At 43.6% G+C, this 15,405-nt stretch carries 18 protein-coding genes; 7 read left to right on the top strand and 11 right to left on the bottom strand.

Annotated elements, in window-relative coordinates; all coding sequences use genetic code 11:
* The first annotated feature begins 243 nt into the window (after positions 1-243).
* Complete coding sequence (locus VE944_RS11850; RefSeq protein WP_324977012.1) at positions 244-957, top strand: class I SAM-dependent methyltransferase; 714 nt, start codon at positions 244-246, stop codon at positions 955-957.
* A gap of 300 nt (positions 958-1,257) precedes the next feature.
* On the opposite strand, the gene VE944_RS11845 is transcribed toward VE944_RS11850, so the two are convergent.
* Positions 1,258-2,247: a helix-turn-helix domain-containing protein gene (locus tag VE944_RS11845; protein WP_324977009.1), complete on the bottom strand. Its 990-nt coding sequence runs from the start codon at positions 2,245-2,247 to the stop codon at positions 1,258-1,260.
* 351 nt (positions 2,248-2,598) lie between these two features.
* On the opposite strand from VE944_RS11845, the gene VE944_RS11840 reads away from it, so the two are divergent.
* On the top strand, positions 2,599-3,495 hold the full coding sequence (locus VE944_RS11840) for an alpha/beta fold hydrolase (RefSeq protein WP_324977006.1): 897 nt from the start codon (positions 2,599-2,601) through the stop codon (positions 3,493-3,495).
* A 177-nt stretch (positions 3,496-3,672) separates the two neighbouring features.
* On the opposite strand, the gene VE944_RS11835 is transcribed toward VE944_RS11840, so the two are convergent.
* From VE944_RS11835 to VE944_RS11825, 3 genes are all read right to left on the bottom strand, one after another.
* Complete coding sequence (locus VE944_RS11835; protein WP_324977002.1) at positions 3,673-4,869, bottom strand: acyl-CoA dehydrogenase family protein; 1,197 nt, start codon at positions 4,867-4,869, stop codon at positions 3,673-3,675.
* A gap of 494 nt (positions 4,870-5,363) precedes the next feature.
* Entirely contained in the window at positions 5,364-5,981 is a 618-nt protein-coding gene (locus tag VE944_RS11830) for an acyl-CoA dehydrogenase family protein (protein WP_324977000.1), read from the bottom strand.
* A 56-nt stretch (positions 5,982-6,037) separates the two neighbouring features.
* On the bottom strand, positions 6,038-6,535 hold the full coding sequence (locus VE944_RS11825; protein ID WP_324976996.1) for an acyl-CoA dehydrogenase family protein: 498 nt from the start codon (positions 6,533-6,535) through the stop codon (positions 6,038-6,040).
* Between VE944_RS11825 and VE944_RS11820 the strand changes: the two genes are divergently transcribed.
* Both VE944_RS11820 and VE944_RS11815 read left to right on the top strand, forming a co-directional pair.
* Positions 6,527-6,907, top strand: a complete 381-nt coding sequence (locus VE944_RS11820) for a WD40 repeat domain-containing protein (protein ID WP_324976994.1) — start codon at positions 6,527-6,529, stop codon at positions 6,905-6,907. The genes VE944_RS11825 and VE944_RS11820 overlap by 9 nt on opposite strands.
* 39 nt (positions 6,908-6,946) lie before the next feature.
* Entirely contained in the window at positions 6,947-7,792 is an 846-nt protein-coding gene (locus VE944_RS11815; RefSeq protein ID WP_324977086.1) for a WD40 repeat domain-containing protein, read from the top strand.
* On the opposite strand, the gene VE944_RS11810 is transcribed toward VE944_RS11815, so the two are convergent.
* On the bottom strand, positions 7,772-8,863 hold the full coding sequence (locus tag VE944_RS11810) for a transaldolase family protein (RefSeq protein ID WP_324976992.1): 1,092 nt from the start codon (positions 8,861-8,863) through the stop codon (positions 7,772-7,774). The genes VE944_RS11815 and VE944_RS11810 overlap by 21 nt on opposite strands.
* 36 nt (positions 8,864-8,899) lie before the next feature.
* On the opposite strand from VE944_RS11810, the gene VE944_RS11805 reads away from it, so the two are divergent.
* The gene (locus VE944_RS11805) at positions 8,900-9,088 is read left to right on the top strand and encodes a helix-turn-helix domain-containing protein (RefSeq protein WP_324976990.1); all 189 of its coding nucleotides are present in this window, start codon (positions 8,900-8,902) and stop codon (positions 9,086-9,088) included.
* A 262-nt stretch (positions 9,089-9,350) separates the two neighbouring features.
* Here VE944_RS11805 and VE944_RS11800 read toward each other — a convergent pair whose 3' ends face one another.
* A complete protein-coding gene (locus tag VE944_RS11800; RefSeq protein ID WP_324977083.1) occupies positions 9,351-9,890 on the bottom strand; it encodes an SDR family NAD(P)-dependent oxidoreductase in 540 nt (179 codons plus the stop codon).
* A gap of 115 nt (positions 9,891-10,005) precedes the next feature.
* Entirely contained in the window at positions 10,006-10,155 is a 150-nt protein-coding gene (locus VE944_RS11795) for a Rieske (2Fe-2S) protein (RefSeq protein WP_324976987.1), read from the bottom strand.
* Positions 10,156-10,370: 215 nt separating this feature from the next.
* Here VE944_RS11795 and VE944_RS11790 point away from each other — a divergent pair, with 215 nt between their 5' ends.
* Positions 10,371-11,291: an AraC family transcriptional regulator gene (locus VE944_RS11790; protein ID WP_324976984.1), complete on the top strand. Its 921-nt coding sequence runs from the start codon at positions 10,371-10,373 to the stop codon at positions 11,289-11,291.
* A gap of 467 nt (positions 11,292-11,758) precedes the next feature.
* Here VE944_RS11790 and VE944_RS11785 read toward each other — a convergent pair whose 3' ends face one another.
* Together VE944_RS11785 and VE944_RS11780 are read right to left on the bottom strand one after the other, a co-directional pair.
* Entirely contained in the window at positions 11,759-12,052 is a 294-nt protein-coding gene (locus VE944_RS11785; protein WP_324976981.1) for a PEP-CTERM sorting domain-containing protein, read from the bottom strand.
* Between the two features lie 64 nt (positions 12,053-12,116).
* Entirely contained in the window at positions 12,117-13,010 is an 894-nt protein-coding gene (locus tag VE944_RS11780; RefSeq protein WP_324976978.1) for a hypothetical protein, read from the bottom strand.
* 343 nt (positions 13,011-13,353) lie between these two features.
* Here VE944_RS11780 and VE944_RS11775 point away from each other — a divergent pair, with 343 nt between their 5' ends.
* On the top strand, positions 13,354-13,533 hold the full coding sequence (locus VE944_RS11775; protein WP_324976974.1) for a hypothetical protein: 180 nt from the start codon (positions 13,354-13,356) through the stop codon (positions 13,531-13,533).
* Between the two features lie 341 nt (positions 13,534-13,874).
* Here VE944_RS11775 and VE944_RS11770 read toward each other — a convergent pair whose 3' ends face one another.
* Both VE944_RS11770 and VE944_RS11765 read right to left on the bottom strand, forming a co-directional pair.
* A complete protein-coding gene (locus VE944_RS11770; protein WP_324976970.1) occupies positions 13,875-14,417 on the bottom strand; it encodes a PEP-CTERM sorting domain-containing protein in 543 nt (180 codons plus the stop codon).
* A gap of 133 nt (positions 14,418-14,550) precedes the next feature.
* Positions 14,551-15,405 (bottom strand): alkaline phosphatase family protein (locus tag VE944_RS11765; RefSeq protein ID WP_475483623.1); only part of this gene is annotated, 855 nt, incomplete at its 5' end.

Raw genomic sequence — 15,405 nt, 5'->3', positions numbered from 1 at the left:
TGCATAACCAGCCACGTTATTTTCTAGGAAAATTCACAGCACAAGGCTGTAGAGAAGGTATTGAGCGGTTGCCCTCTGTGCAGTATGAGTGGAATAGCAAAAGGTGACTGTATACTTTTGGAGTAGCGATTGCCTTAATTCTGGAATGTTGATTTTTTATAGCTAGTTTTCAGATTTAGTTAGGTCATCTGATTTATCTCAGGATATTTCCTTATCTGTTCATAATAAAGTGGTATCAGTTTTATGTTGGAACAACAACCGGAAAATTTACAGTTTTCTATTAAACAGTTAGCGACAGAAGCGTTACAAAAATCAGATCCCTCGGCATGGTTTGAAGTTTTATATGCCAAAGCCAAAGGGGACACAGCACAAATTCCTTGGGCTAAGTTAGCTCCTCATCCTTATCTGCAAGAATGGTTGACGAATCATCAACCATTTACCTCACAGCGAAAGGTACTAGTAATTGGTTGTGGCTTGGGAGACGATGCCGAAGCTTTAGCTAGTCTGGGATTTGAAGTAATCGCCTTTGATATTTCACCGACAGCGATCGCTTGGTGTCAGCAGCGATTTCCTGATTCAACTGTCAACTATGTAGTTGCAGATTTGTTAGCAATTCCCTCACAATGGCATCAAGCCTTTGATTTTGTTTTTGAATGCCGCAATATTCAATCTTTGCCGTTGGATGTGCGTTCTTCAGTGATTTCTTCAATTACGTCTGTCATCGCTCTAAATGGAACACTGTTGCTGATTACTCATGTTCGAGACACAGAAGTTGAACCCTCTGGCCCACCTTGGCCATTATCAAACTCAGAATTAGCACAGTTTGATAATTTTGGATTACAACAAGTAGAAAAACTCGTGTTTTGGGAGTCTAAGGGAACTGATGTTAAGCAAGTGCGGATTGAATATCAAAGACCTAATCTCATTGAATTATCAGTTCAACCTCACAGAGTTTAAGTTTAGTCTCATACCAATTCTCTATGAAGATGGATAGAATAAAGCTTCATGTCTTTCTCAAAATTAGTCCGAGCCTTCTTGAGACTTTTAGACAAATATTCATGGTACTTTAACGATTGTTGTCGCCCCCTCAATTCCGACTGTCTACAGAAAAATTACGGCAATTTTGGGGGTGTAGGCGGCTGAAAACGGCTATATCAGTGCGTTATACGGCATTGTAGACATTCAAAAGATACCGCTTAACGGTTAAAATTGGCGGCATAGCCCACACGAGAGCCGTTATTAGGCAGGTGCAGTTCGTTAATATAATCCTTCTGGTGGGGAAATATCAGATCCGACAGCCATACCAGTGTTAGTAGATTTAATCCCTGGTTTAACAATAGGGGATTGTTGTTTTAACGATTGTAAAACAGAAGAAGAGTTATCTTGCTCAATTGATATATTGGTATTTGCTTGTTGCTGGGATATCAAAGCTAATCCTCCCATTGCACCAGCAAGAAGAGCTGTATAACCTACATATAAATGCGTCGGACGAATTTCCCATCCCATTCCTTTTTTAGATTGATACGAAAAGGGCTGAGTTACTGGTATGGCTGCTAGGAATGGCAAAGAGGCAGCTAAAGCAACACCATTAAGTCCTAAAGCATCTCCATAACGTCGGATAAATCCACGTACAAAAATGTCATCTGATAATTCTTTCCAGTTGCCGTTTTCTAATGCCTCTATCATCTCTGTTCGGATATGAGTGGAAAGCTGGATGTGTTCCAAAGAAAGCCCTTTGGACTGACGGGTTTTTTGAAGTTGTTGCCCAATTTGACGTAGACACATCATGCGTTGTTGGGTTGCTCGTTCAGCTTGTTCAGCAAGTTCAGCTTGAGAAATTCTTTGATGATTCAGCAATTGTAGTGGTTTTTTCCACAGCGAATTTTCTGCTGTATTTTTAGAGGGTTCTTCGCGGAGAGTGCAATGCTCCTGCTGCATCTCTGGTGAAGAATTGACTGTTTCTGTGGGTTGCTTCGGATCTGTAACTGTTTCAACTTTTTGAGATTGTTGGGCAAATTGTCGAAATGCTAATCCGATCGCTTCTCTACCTACGGCTTTTAATAAATCTTGAGCCTGATCTGTTTCTGAACCTATTAACTTCTGCACAATCGCTAAAGCACGTCGATAAACTCCGCTACGATGCAGTTGTACTTCTATTTCTCCTAAAAGCGATCGCACCTCATCTTGGGAAATTTCAATATTCGGATTGTCCAGAATTTGCAAATAGTATACAGGAGTAGTAACCATTGTGAAAGCCTTTTATATGAACTCAATCAAAGAAAGTTACAATCATATCTTCCCTATTTTTCCTAACTTCATCTTTGTTTTCCGGACGTTAATTGTATAATTTAAATTTTTTAATTGATCATCAACACTGAAGTGACTCAGTAATAACCGTAGCCATGATTATTAAAATAGTACCAGTACCTATTTGAGGAAAAACCTTGGGTGCGTACCAAGTGTAAATTGTAGAAGTGCTGCAACGCCGTCTACTATTGCTACTTCTTTATTTGCAATTTGCTTGGCAGGAGTGATAGTCAATTGCAACAATCTAATCCACTAGAATGGTTGTGGAAAATTAGTTTGGAGTGAATAGTAATGTTTCCTAATTTTCTACCATCACAAGTTAATCAACTAACAGACCCAAAAGCGATCGCTTTTGTCCAAAGTATTGAGAGAATTGCCCTTACAACCTCCCTGAGCCAACACCCAATCTTCACAGCCTACATTCACAAAGGTAGTGGAGTCACACCAATTTTGCTGCTACACGGCTTTGACAGTTCCATCCTAGAGTTCCGTCTTCTATTGCCATTACTTGCTACTCAAAATGAAACATGGGCAGTAGATTTGTTAGGTTTTGGTTTTACACAAAGGCAAAAAGAAATAAATTACAGTCCAACTACAATCAAAATTCACCTTTACGATTTTTGGAAAACTTTAATCAACAGACCGATAATACTAATAGGTGCATCAATGGGAGGTGCAACTGCAATTGATTTTACTCTCACTTACCCTCAAGTTGTAAAATCACTAGTATTGATTAATAGTTTAGGTTACACTAATGCTCCCCCCTTTAGCAAATACTTGTTTCCTCCTTTTGACTTTTTAGCTGTGGAATATCTACGTCAACGCCAAATTTTGGCATTAAATGTATGTAATAAGTTACCTAATTTAGATACCAAAATACTTTTGGCTATTCAGTGCGCCATGCTACATCAAGAAATGCCTGGTTGGCATGATGCCATGATTTCTTATACAAAAAACGGGGGTTATAGCGACTTGGCAGATAGAATTGCCAAAGTTGAAAAACCAACACTTATTTTATGGGGAGAAGCTGATGACATGCTCCCACCTGAAGATGCAGAAAAATTTCAGCGTTCCATTGCCAATTCTCAATTAATAAAACTTAAAAATTGTGGTCATACGCCTCAAATTGAACAACCGGAAATTACATCTCAACATATTTTGCAGTTTTTGAATAATTGTAATTTTTAATTCATTTAAGGGTCCTTTGAAGGTATTAGTTAAAATCCCCATCTGTCAGGTTTATTTGTTGCTCAACTTGACAAATATAACGAAAAAGCATTTTCTTAAACCCAAGGGGCAAGGTAAGGTATAAGATATTGTCCTGACACGCCCCCTATTGGAAGTAACTAGCTACCCCTCAATCTATTACAAAAAGTTCACTATCCCCAGACGCAAGATTTCTCGTGTAAAGTCACAGGAATACCCGATAGTTGCATCGGCAAGAAACTTGCCAGCCAAACACTCTTTTGTTACCCCATAACCCCCAAGGATTTCAATTGCTGTTTGTGCGTTTTTGATTGCAACATCTACTGCAAAGGTCTTGGCGGCTGGTGCTTTGATTGTGGCAGCAAATTGGGGAGAAGTTTCTGCTGTATGGGCAGCATCCCATACTACCAGTCGTGCAGCTTGAGTGTTAATCATCATGTCCGCTAATTTTAAAGCCACTGCCTGATGTTCGATAATCGGACGACCCCAACTGACTCTTTGCTTGGCATAATTCAAAGCATACTCATAAGCAGCACGAGCCAAACCAACATAAGAAGCTGCCAGCCCAATAGCTACTTCTGGAAGCAACATCAGTAGTTTTGCGGCTCCTCCTTCTTGTCCAATCAGATTTTCCGCAGGGACTAACACGTTATCCAGATAAATCTCAGCATGATGAGAAGCTTTCCAACCAATCATCTGTGTCTTTTTGCCAAACTTAATCCCTGGTGTATCTGTTGGAACGTAGAAAATAGACAAACTTTCGTGCAATGGTTTATCCATCGCTGTACGAGCAATGATGAAGTAGCTATCCGCAATTCCAGCATTTGTAACTAACGAGGATTTTGTTCCATTGAGAATATATCCATTGCCCTCGCGTGCTGCAAAGGTCTTCATCCCAATATTCGAGTCTGGCAAGGGGCAGAACATATCTGAGGTGGCGACATTAGGTTCACTCTCTGCGGCACTAAATAGATGGGGTTCTCCAGAATTGACAAAAGATAGTATTCTTTTTTGCTGTTCTTGGGTTGCAGCTCTGCTAACAAACAGTGACATAGCTGCGGTGAGATTAAAGTAGCTACAAGCAATGCTGACATCAACAGCGCCTATTTCTTCTAACACTACAGCCAAGTCTATGCAGCTTCCACCTACACCTCCTAGCTCTTTTGGAACCATCAAGGATGTAAATCCTAATTCAGCTCCCTTATAGAAAACGTGTTTGCAAAAATCCCAAGGTTCTATCTCTGGATTGTTAGATTCTTCAATTATCTGAACAATAGGCCCAATCTCGTTTTGAGCGAAGTCACGCGCAAGAGATTGCAACATCTCCTGTTCTTGAGTGAGGCTGAAGTCAATCATTTTTTATTTTGTCTTTATTTCTACAGTGCAAATATACAACTTTCTTTGATATACTATAGCCTTATAATTAGTATCAAAAATATAGGTTCTGTAACCAAATTTTCCTAAGTAGCTAGGTGCAATTAAATATAAAACGTTCCACAGTGTATCCACCAGTTTGACTACGGGCTGTCATGCCCTCTATCACTGAGATTGCTCCCGTCATACTCATTGTCAAACATTTACCAGACACTGTGAGGAGCTTCTTACCCAGAGAGTAATAAGAGTACTTTCTTTCTGGTCTATCAACGTTCAATGCCACACAGCAAAGGACATAAGGAAATGGTACTAAGAAAAGCTCTAAGCCCTGTGGAATAAGGACTACGGCTTTTAAAGCTATTGAACAGTGCCGGGATGGATCAGGCAATTGTCTTTGATGCAGTTTCATGGAAGCGATCGCCGATAAAGTTCATCGCAAAGAGCGATCGCTGTGCAGAGAAGCAAAGATCATTTCATCAAGAGTAAGGTGTGATAGTTGGCATTGTGCCTGTCAATGCCCAGTTGCCGACTTCCCGAATTTTGTAGTCCACAGGATCATGGAGCGTTGCTGTACGGAGGTTTCGCCAGTAGCGATCAATGCCATAACTTTGTGCTGTGGCGCTTGCACCCATCACATCAAACATTTGCGTTGTAATTGCTAAACCAATTTTGGTGACGAATGCTTTTGCTGTGTAAACAGTGATTGCCGCTTCTCCTCTTTCTTGGGCTGTTAAATTAATGCTTTTTTCGATGGCGGCTTGTAGTACTTGTGCTGCTCGATCAGTAAGCAAAGTTGCCGCTTCTAACTCCATCCAAAATTCACCGTAATGATGCAGAATGTAAGGGTCTAGAATCGCCTGTTCTACCCCTGATGTAATCCAAGGGCGAGTTCTAGTTGTAGTGTATTCTCGTGCAGTTGCAAACGCACCTTGAACAATGCCTAGATAAATGTTGACCTGGTTGAGTTGCTTGAAGACATTGAGTAGGCTGGTGATCGGGCTGTCACTTGGATAAATAGAAGTCAGAATTTCATCTGGTGTCACCAAAACTTGCTCAAACGTGACGCTACCTAAGTCAGTTTGGCGTTGCCCCATGTTGTCCCAATCTTCATTAAAGCGAATGCCGGGGCGATCGCTAGGAACAACAGCAATTACGTTACGGGCTGTTTAGAATCAGCACTTAAGGCACTGACAATCATCCTGTCTGATAAGCTTGCTCCAGTGGCAAATCGCTTAATACCATCGAACTGCCAGCCATGCTTAGTCGGAGTTGCCACCAATCTTGGATCAAGCGCATTGGCTGCATTTGCCCAAAACCAGTTGTGCTGCACTGTATCTAAGTAGAGTTGTTCTACTTGTGTTGGATTGCTGGTTGAGAGTGAGCTGACAATCGTGGTGTGATTGCCAAACAGTTGACCGATAGAGCCATCAGCTTTGGCAAACTCGCGGATCAACCCAAAGATTTTCACCCAGGAAGTTTCCCCTAATCCCCTATAAATCGTAGGAATCACCAGATTGAGTAAACCGCTTTGACGTAACTGCTCAATCTCATGGATAGGACGGCTGCCACCATTGCGCTCGCCTTCGGCGCAGCGAAGCTGATCGCGCTCTGCGGCTGTTTTGGCAAATTCCTGGGCAAGTTGCTGCATGGACATGCCGATTTTGTTTGGGGCATCGCCTTTAGCCCGGATGGTCGTCTCTTAGTGAGCGGTGGTCGTGATGGCACTCTACGCCTTTGGAATGTGCAAGACGGGCAATCCATTCATGTACTTGAGGGTCATACTCACGATGTTTATGGGCTGGCTATCAGTGCCGACAGTCAATTCTTGGTCAGTACAGGAGAAGACCAGACGGTGCGGCTGTGGCATTTACAGAGTGGACGAAACCTGAAAACGTTGCGTGGATACACGGGTGGGATTCACGACCTGAGCCTCAGATCGGATGGGAAAATACTTGCCAGTAGCGGTCAGAATGAGATGATTCAAGTGTGGCGTTTGCAACCAGATGGCAATCTGTCATAGTTTCCACCCCACAAAACGTTTGCCAGCCCGACGCGTCAGATTTCATCATTCAGCAACGTCAGCTTTAGTCCTGATAATCAAACGCTGGCGATCAATCGACATGATGAGTCTATCGCTTTATGGAATATTCAAACTGGACACCTCGAACAATGGTCGGCGCATAGCGCATCCATCTGGTCAGTGTTGTTCAGTCCGGGGGGGCAAATTTTAGCAAGCAGTAGTTATGATTGCACTGTGCGACTGTGGGATGTGCAAACGCATCAATGTTTGCAGGTGTTGAGCGGACACCAGAGCAGTATTCGCGCGATCGCATTTGAAAGGGGCGGTCAATATTTGGCAAGTGGCAGTTTTGATTTCACCATTCGAGTATGGGATGTGCAAACTGGAGAATGTTCGAGGGTTTTGCAGGGACATACGGGCGCAGTCTTCGCACTGGCATTTGCTTCGGGTGGTCGGCGACTCTTAAGCAGCAGCCATGACCAAACTATTCGATTATGGGATGTGCAAACTGGAGCATGTCTGAAAGTTTTGCAGGGGCATATAGGAGCCGTCTGGACGGTTGCTATCAGTCCTCAAGGTAATACCTTGGCAAGTGGCGGTGTTGATCAAACCATTCGACTGTGGGATCTGCAAACGGGGCATTGCCTCCACATCCTCAATGAGCATAGCGGTTGGGTTCGGTCAGTTATCTTTAGCTGTGACGGTCAAATCCTATTCAGTGGTAGTGACGATCGCACAATCAAGCTTTGGGATGTGCAAACAGGATGCTGTATCGAAACGTTGACGGTCAATCGCCTGTATGAAGGTATGAATATTCAAGGAGCAACTGGGTTGACAGTAGCTCAAAGAACGACTCTTAAAGCGTTAGGGGCAATTGACCATTGAGGCGATGGGCAGCCAGATTCCGCGCCTTCGCTTGTACTCAATTGTGTCTAGCAATTGTTGAAAAGCGTTAAGCGATCGCGCCATTTCCTCGTTCACGAGTTGGTCAATCTGTTCATCGGAAAGTGTTTCTGTTTCGCTTGTGAGAATCTGTTCATCGCTTTCATCATCAATCAGCCTTGTAGGCAGCAGAGAAACCTTACGATACCTTTCGAGCGTTGACGGTTCCAGCATCATCACGGTTTCAGGAGTTGCTATCTGAAAATATTGCCATGCAGATTCAGGCGGAATATCTGTGCAATCCCAAACTAATCGCAGTGGCTTTGCCCCTTTATGGAGCGATCGCCAGCGTTCACTTTGATAGAGCATTTGATAGTGTTCATAAAGCAGCCTGGATTGCATCATGCCAAAAGATGTCTCTGAGTGAGCAATGAGTGGATTAATCGCCGCATCCAACCGATAAATGGCAAAACTGACAAAGCAAACGCCGTTACTCACGGACTTTCCTAGCTGAATCTGCTTCTCTAATCCTCTGAAATAACGGTCAAAAACCTGATTATATACGTTTAGAGAAAACACTAACGTAGCATTCACGTTCACGCCTTCCTTCAGCAGTTGTTCTATCACTGGCAGCATTAATCGAGTCGCAGGGATTCTCAGCAATAAATTACTCCACCCTACAGCCCGCCAGATTTTTTGAGCGGTAGCGATCGCAGTTTCAGCTTCAAATAACGTGTCAGGCGGCAGATCGACTTGAACATAGCCATCTTGTCCTTGTGTATGAGCATGAACTTGTTTCAACCGATCAGCCGCTAATTGCAGGTCTCGCACAAGCAAATATTCATAATCTGATCGAGCGCTCCGGCTCATCCCTTGTTGTACTAGCGTGTTGAAGTCGCGATCGTACGCATGTCCCTGGATGGCAAGGTTCAACGCTTTAAAGTTTGATCGTATACCCCTTAACCCATCATCTTCAATGGATTGTTGCAACTGATCACTGCTCACCCAACTTCGCTCAAACCCATCAAGCCAAATGGATTGTCCAGAGTGACGGAGTGACTGCAACAGGTTCATAGCTGACAAATTTTATGCTCAAAGATTCAAACTTCAATGAACCAGTTTGGCAACTTTCTTGAAATGACACCACGCAAGATCCATGAGTTAAGCACCAACTTAAGTGCGATCGCCAAAATTCTAGGCAAACATCAGGGTACAGTACAAAGATGGTTAGCACACTATCGAGATGGAAGAATCAAAGGGATTTTGGAGTTTGGGATGAGTCTAGGTCGAAGCGGATAATACCAGATTGGGCTGTAGCCAGCCTTGAGAAACAACTTGAAGAACCATCAGGGGGATTTCAACGCTATACACAAATTCAAAACTGGTTGAATGAACTTCTGGGTGTGCAGGCTGAATATGCAACTGTACATCATGCGACATCGGGGTAAAGACGCTTAGTATTGCACGTTATGTTACACCCGCTGTTTTTATCAAGCCTTAGAGGGCTTGCTTATTGGTTTTTTATTCTTTCCTCCTGTCAAGTACTATTTCTGTATCAAACTTAAAGTGAAACGGTATAATCAGTAGATGCAGCCAGAGTGCGCCATTGTGCCGTTTCTTGCTCGACGTAAGCGTTTTTTTCAGCAATAGCTTGCAGGGTATCTGTACCGAGAGGCAACCGAAGCGGTGGAGTATCAGCATTCGCAAGTTGAAGCATCGCTTGAGCAAGCTTGGTGGGGTCTCCCGGTTGTTGATGGCTCAGGTCAGAGGCGATTTTACGAACTTTACCGACCGTGTCCGCGTAATCCGGGATTTCCATTGCAGTGCGCTGGAGTGAACTGCCATCGAGAAAATTAGTCCGGAAGTATCCCGGCTCGACCACAGTTGCATGGATGCCCAGAGGCGCTAACTCATCATGCAGAGCTTCGGTAATGCCTTCAACTGCAAACTTGGTTGAGGAGTAGATGCCCCACCCTGGAGTAGAGCGATAGCCCCCAATCGACGATAGGTTAATAATGTGTCCAGAGCGGTGCTGGCGCATACTGGGCAATACCGCACGGGTCATATTCAACAGCCCGAAGACATTGGTGCGATAGACAATCTCAGTTGATAAATTCTCACATTGACATTTCTTCGATCAATTACGATTTTCGTTACAACCTAATTCATTGCTCATTTTGTCTCCGTTAAGTTGGTGAGCTTGTTGCCTATCCTGGCTACATTTCAGTGTTCAGCGATCGCCCAATAATGCCATGCGCCATGACAATGGCAGGACAACGTTGACCAGATGCGGCTCGATCTGGAGTGTAAAAGGTAACGGAACACTTTAACCCTTTACTGTCAAAACTGGCAGTTCTTTTGTGCATCGCTCTCCTTTATTGCCTTATCCTTTCATTGCTCTTATGGTATGAGTTCATCATAGGCTTTGGAAAGAAGGTTCTGAATACATAAACCTTGCAAGTTATTGCCTGATTTTCTCAAACAGCAAGATGGTACTCAAAAGAATCCTCTATAATAGGTGGAATAAAACGATGAGAGGGATGTCTCACGATACGTCGCTAAACGTTGACGAGGATCTGGTATGGCAGATGAATTTCTAAAGCGCGAGACCACGATTGATACTTGTCAAGAATTGGCAAGATTAGTGACTCGCCACACGGATGGCAGAGGAAACGGTGTCCATTCAACGGCGATCGCTCAGTTGGAATTTATGCGAGAATCTGCGGCTCCGACAGAACTCTGCACGGTGTATGAACCGACGCTTTGCATTATTCTTCAAGGCAGAAAAGAAACCTTATTAGGACAGGAAACCTATCACTATGGTGCGGCGCAATATATTGTTGTCACGGTTGATCTGCCGCTCAGTGGAAATATTGTCGAGGCAACGGCGGATCAGCCGTATCTCTGCTTTAAGCTAAGTCTGGACGTGACTGGGCTTTGGGACATTATTGACCAAATTCAGCACCATCGAGAGCAAAAAGAAAGTTCAGTCAGAGGCTTGTTCGTCAGCGATGCAAAAGCTCCGTTGATTGATTGTGCCACCCGACTCACACGGCTTCTGGATACGCCCGAGGATATTCCATTCCTGGCATCGATGATAATTCGCGAAATCTATTACCGTCTATTAATGGGCGACCAGAGCGAAGCGGTGTGGCAGATTGCGACCTCTGGCAGTCAGATGCAGCGCATTGCCGAGGTGATTAAACAGATCAAAGCTGACTTTACAAAGTCATTGATCATGGATGATTTGGCAAAGCAAGCGAGGATGTCTTCCGCATCATTTCATCGGCACTTTAAGGCAGTGACCTCAATGAGTCCGTTGCAATATCAAAAGCAGTTGAGGCTATTGGAAGCCCGTCGCCTAATGCTGGCTGAAAATGCAGATGCAAGCTATGCGGCGTACCAGGTGGGTTATGAGAGTCCTTCTCAGTTCAGCCGCGAGTATTCCCGTATGTTTGGTGCGCCACCGATAAAGGATATTGAGCGTTTACGAATTGCCTGAGTATTGACTGTGAGAGCGATCGCTCTCGATGAACGTTAAATTGAGTGGCTCAGTACATAAACCCCAATGCATACAATACTTTCGCCAATTTACGAGGGTGAGTTGATGTACAAACTCCCATTTCTCCGAAGCTGGGCAAAAACAATCAGTCCTAAAAATTCCTTCCAGGTTTCTCGCAAGGCTTTTTTAATTTTTGTAGACTCTTATTTTGGCTATAATATTGTATAAATCAATACTGTAGCCAATTTACGAGGGTTCAGCGCCTGTAGAAACGTTATGAATACGTCCTAAAGAAGTAAGCTTGGCAAAAATCTGGGTTAATAAAGTAGGCTCAGGGTTTTAGCAAACTGCGGTCTTGCTCACGAGTGAGGAATACCCAAAAACTACGCGCCCATATACAAGTGACCTTAGTACATACATTCTACGTATTTACTTATCTTCACATAGTTTGGTTTTTTTATGCCGACTTACTTACGTTTGAGCAGCAGCGAGGTACCCAAAACAGCCAGGAGCGCGATACTCAACGATGGCTCTGGTACTGCCTGTGTTTGACGCGATTGGATATATGTAGATAAACCAGTGAGATTATCGGTATTAATCAGGTCAACATTAGCATCATAGAGCGGTTTCCAAACACTGGGTGCATCAATAGGCAGATTCCAGAAACGCAAAATTTTGTTCTCACCATGTACCTGAGCCACGATATCATCTAGGGCTACCTTGGTGTCATCAGGAATGGTGCCAAGACCGTCCCAAGCCAAATCGCCATTAAAGAAAGTGTTCCAGTTGCCACTGATTAGGGGGACAAATTCAGGTGCGATGTCCTTACGGAGCCGGAACCGCTACTCGATTACTAGGAACAATCTGTGGCTGATATGAAAACACCTCTCGGCTGCGGGGATCGACGCTTACCTTAACCCATTGCACATCGTTGGTGCCGTTCGCCGCATTGTTGCCAAATGTCTCGACACGAGTGAAGTTCTCTACACGTCTGCCTTGAACATCTAGAAATGGCTTGTCAATACGGAAGTAGTGCGAGTCGCCATGTACGTATGCAATGGGCTTACGGAAAGCGATCGCCTGATCGCGCAATACTAATAAAAAGTCCTTGAAGCCATCAGGCTGCCCATCGGTTTGCACGAGCGTCTTTGGATCACGCAAAGGCGCTCTGGTTTGGTCGGTCTGATCCCACCCTGGATTAGCTTGGGAAATCAACATCACCGCCGCCGAGTTGCGCTCTTTTGCCGCTTTAAAGGTTTCTTTCATCCATGCAATATTGGCTGCGTTTCGGGCCGTATACTCCTTTGAGTTAGGCGCAGTGTCGCATAAATTATTACACGAACCTTGGATATTGAGTGTCGCATAAGTAACTCTGCCGACTGTCCAGCGACGGTTTTCAAGACAGGGCACTTCACCGTTAATACCAAGGCACATCTGTGCAGTCTGCACTTCCTGGGCTAGCCGACGCTGCCCTAGAGAAAACTTCGTGTTGAAGAATACTAGACGCTCGTAGTCGAGGCGTTCAAGTGAATTAAATTCACCATTTGAAGGGCGATCGCAGTCTGTCCAATCGTTGTCACCTGGTGTGAAGGCTGCTGGTGCGTCCAGAGCGTTGAAGTAGCCGAGTGCCTTGGCATACAGTGCGTTATCGCAAAGGCTGTTAGAACCGGCTTTGAGATCGCCATTATGGACGGTGAAAGAAAGTTTCTGCGAATTCATGTCGTCAATTAGTCTTGTTACCCCAACTTCCTGCGCGTCCGAGTAAGGTAAATCCCCCCAAAGTCCGATCTCGTATGGCGCATTCGCGTTCTCCTTCTCTCTGGCAACCACCAAACTAGTGGTTGCAAATGCCAGGAACGGTAAAGTCAGGGCGACTAAACACACTTTACGCAGCAAATGTGTAGTATTAAAGCGTCGTAACACTGAATAACCAAGTTTAGTCGTCATTATATTTATCCTCAATTATTTTTGAAATCCGTGAATGCATTTTTGACAAGTAGCTTCTGCCCACATCATTCCAGTCAGCAATTTAGACTACCGGATTATCGATGATAGAGAGGTTATGAATAGGTTACTAAGTCGGATACAAATTCGTATCTTTACGGTTACTTTCCAAATTCGCATTTTCCGTTCGACCGAATGGTGGGAAATCCAACCCAACTTGGGTGCTTGGCTATGTGCCTATTGTGACCAGAGGTGCGTTGGTCTACGACTTGGACTATTTGTTAGCGTGGAACTGTAAACACATTGCTAAGCTGTTGCGCCTTTAATTTGCACTAATATTTTTTCAATATGCTTGTGGGGTGGGCATCTTGCCCGCCCTGATTGTGCAAGTTGTATACATAACAGCTTAATGCTCAAATCCTGAAAAAACTAGCTCAAATCAGTCTTTATCTAGTTTCTAAGCTTTAGTGAGGCTGTCAGGCTCTTGGTTTGGAACTTATTCTTATTTCTCACCCTAACGAATGTGTTTCTTGAAAGTTAATTTAAATAATTTCGCTAGTTTTTCCAATACAGTCTTTTAGTTAGGGAATATGCTTTACAAATGAGAATATTCCCTACCTTGTTAAACTAAACTTTAGGTTAAGCTTTAACCTTTTTGTCTAATGTTAACTTTTTCGTCATGAGCCAGCCAATGCTGCAAGCAATGAAACTGCCACCTAAGATTGTAGGCTCAGGAACTTGCCTGTAAGTAACTTTACCTGAGCCAATTTGGATATTCTCGGCAGAAGTAATTGCAAAATCATATCCATTAATGTCGTATGTGATAGAGCTTGAAGGATTAGCTTTATCGGGGAAGACATATTGTAATCCAACAGATTCGATACCTGTTAAGAATGTGGTTGGAAATACAATGGGATATCCTGGATATTCAGTATCATCCTTTTCGGTGTAAATGTTAGGGTCGTTGTCGAATTGAAAATTTAGTGAGTTAACTATTGCTACCGGAATATTATCCTCACTAAAAGTTGAGTCATCGTAGCTAAAGAAACCTTCTCCTTTAGTTATAGAACTATCGACCGTGAAAGCGTAATTAATCAGTGCGGCAGATACTGATTTAGCTCCCACAATAGCAAAAATTAAGGCACAACTAGTAGCAAGCGTTAATTGCGAGACTAATTTCATATCAATTTCCCTCAAGATAAATTTCTGCAAGTAATTCTCATGAAAACTATGTAAATAGGCTTGATATAATTCCTAATTCTCTATGTCCTAGCTCCTTGAAAAAGGAGCTAGGGAAAATCAAGCCTGAATTTGATTAGTTTGCTTGAGCAGAGAGGTTATCTGTACTCAAACTCAATTTACCGAGTAGCTGCGGGCGATTTTGGCGAAGGTCGTCATGGCTGCGCTCTGTTGGATAAGGCACTTTGTCGCCTTGAATGCCAGTCCAAAGTACACGGTTGAATTTCTCAGGATCTAACTTGTCTTCAACTTCAAAGTTGAAGTCTTGGGTTGCTTGCGCCCACCACTGTTTGTTATGCAGAGAGGGAATAGCTGCTGTCTTTTCTACATTCTTGTCTTGGCAAGCTGGTACTAGTTTGGGATCTACAGGATCAGCGCACAAGTTACCTGGAACGACAGCTTTATAGGGAGTAAAGTTTGGTTCTCTAGTGAATGCATCTGACATTGGTTTGGCATTGGCATCAGTGATTGCTAAATAACCAATGTTCAGTAAATCTTCCATTGTCCGCACCAGGCTAACAGTGTTGTAGTTAGTGCTGACTACGACCTTTCGCTTAGTGTAAGGCGAAATAATATAGGCTACTGAGCGATGACTATCAACATGGTCAGGGCCATTTTGGCAATCATCTTCTACAATAACGATCGCAGTCTCTTTCCACAGAGGAGACTTGGAGATTTTTTCCACTAGCAAGCCAACAGCATAATCATTATCAGCCATTTGCAGTGGGACAGTATTCAAACCAGCTACGGCGTTACCGAAATTACCAAAGTGGTCGTGAGGTAAACGTACTAGTGACAAGTTGGGCAATTCATTCCTTGCCAGATAGCTATCAATGTCCCGCGCCCATTCATTGTATAGATAGATGTCAGCATTCTTCTGGTCGTATCCCCGGAAATAGTTGTCAGTTTTATCCAACAATACAGTTTTAGC

Origin of the sequence: Nostoc sp., from assembly GCF_035638895.1 — a bacterium.
Classification (GTDB): Bacteria; Cyanobacteriota; Cyanobacteriia; order Cyanobacteriales; family Nostocaceae; genus Nostoc.
The sequence above is the reverse complement of the archived record's forward strand: the minus strand, read 5'-3'. Positions and strand labels throughout refer to the sequence as shown.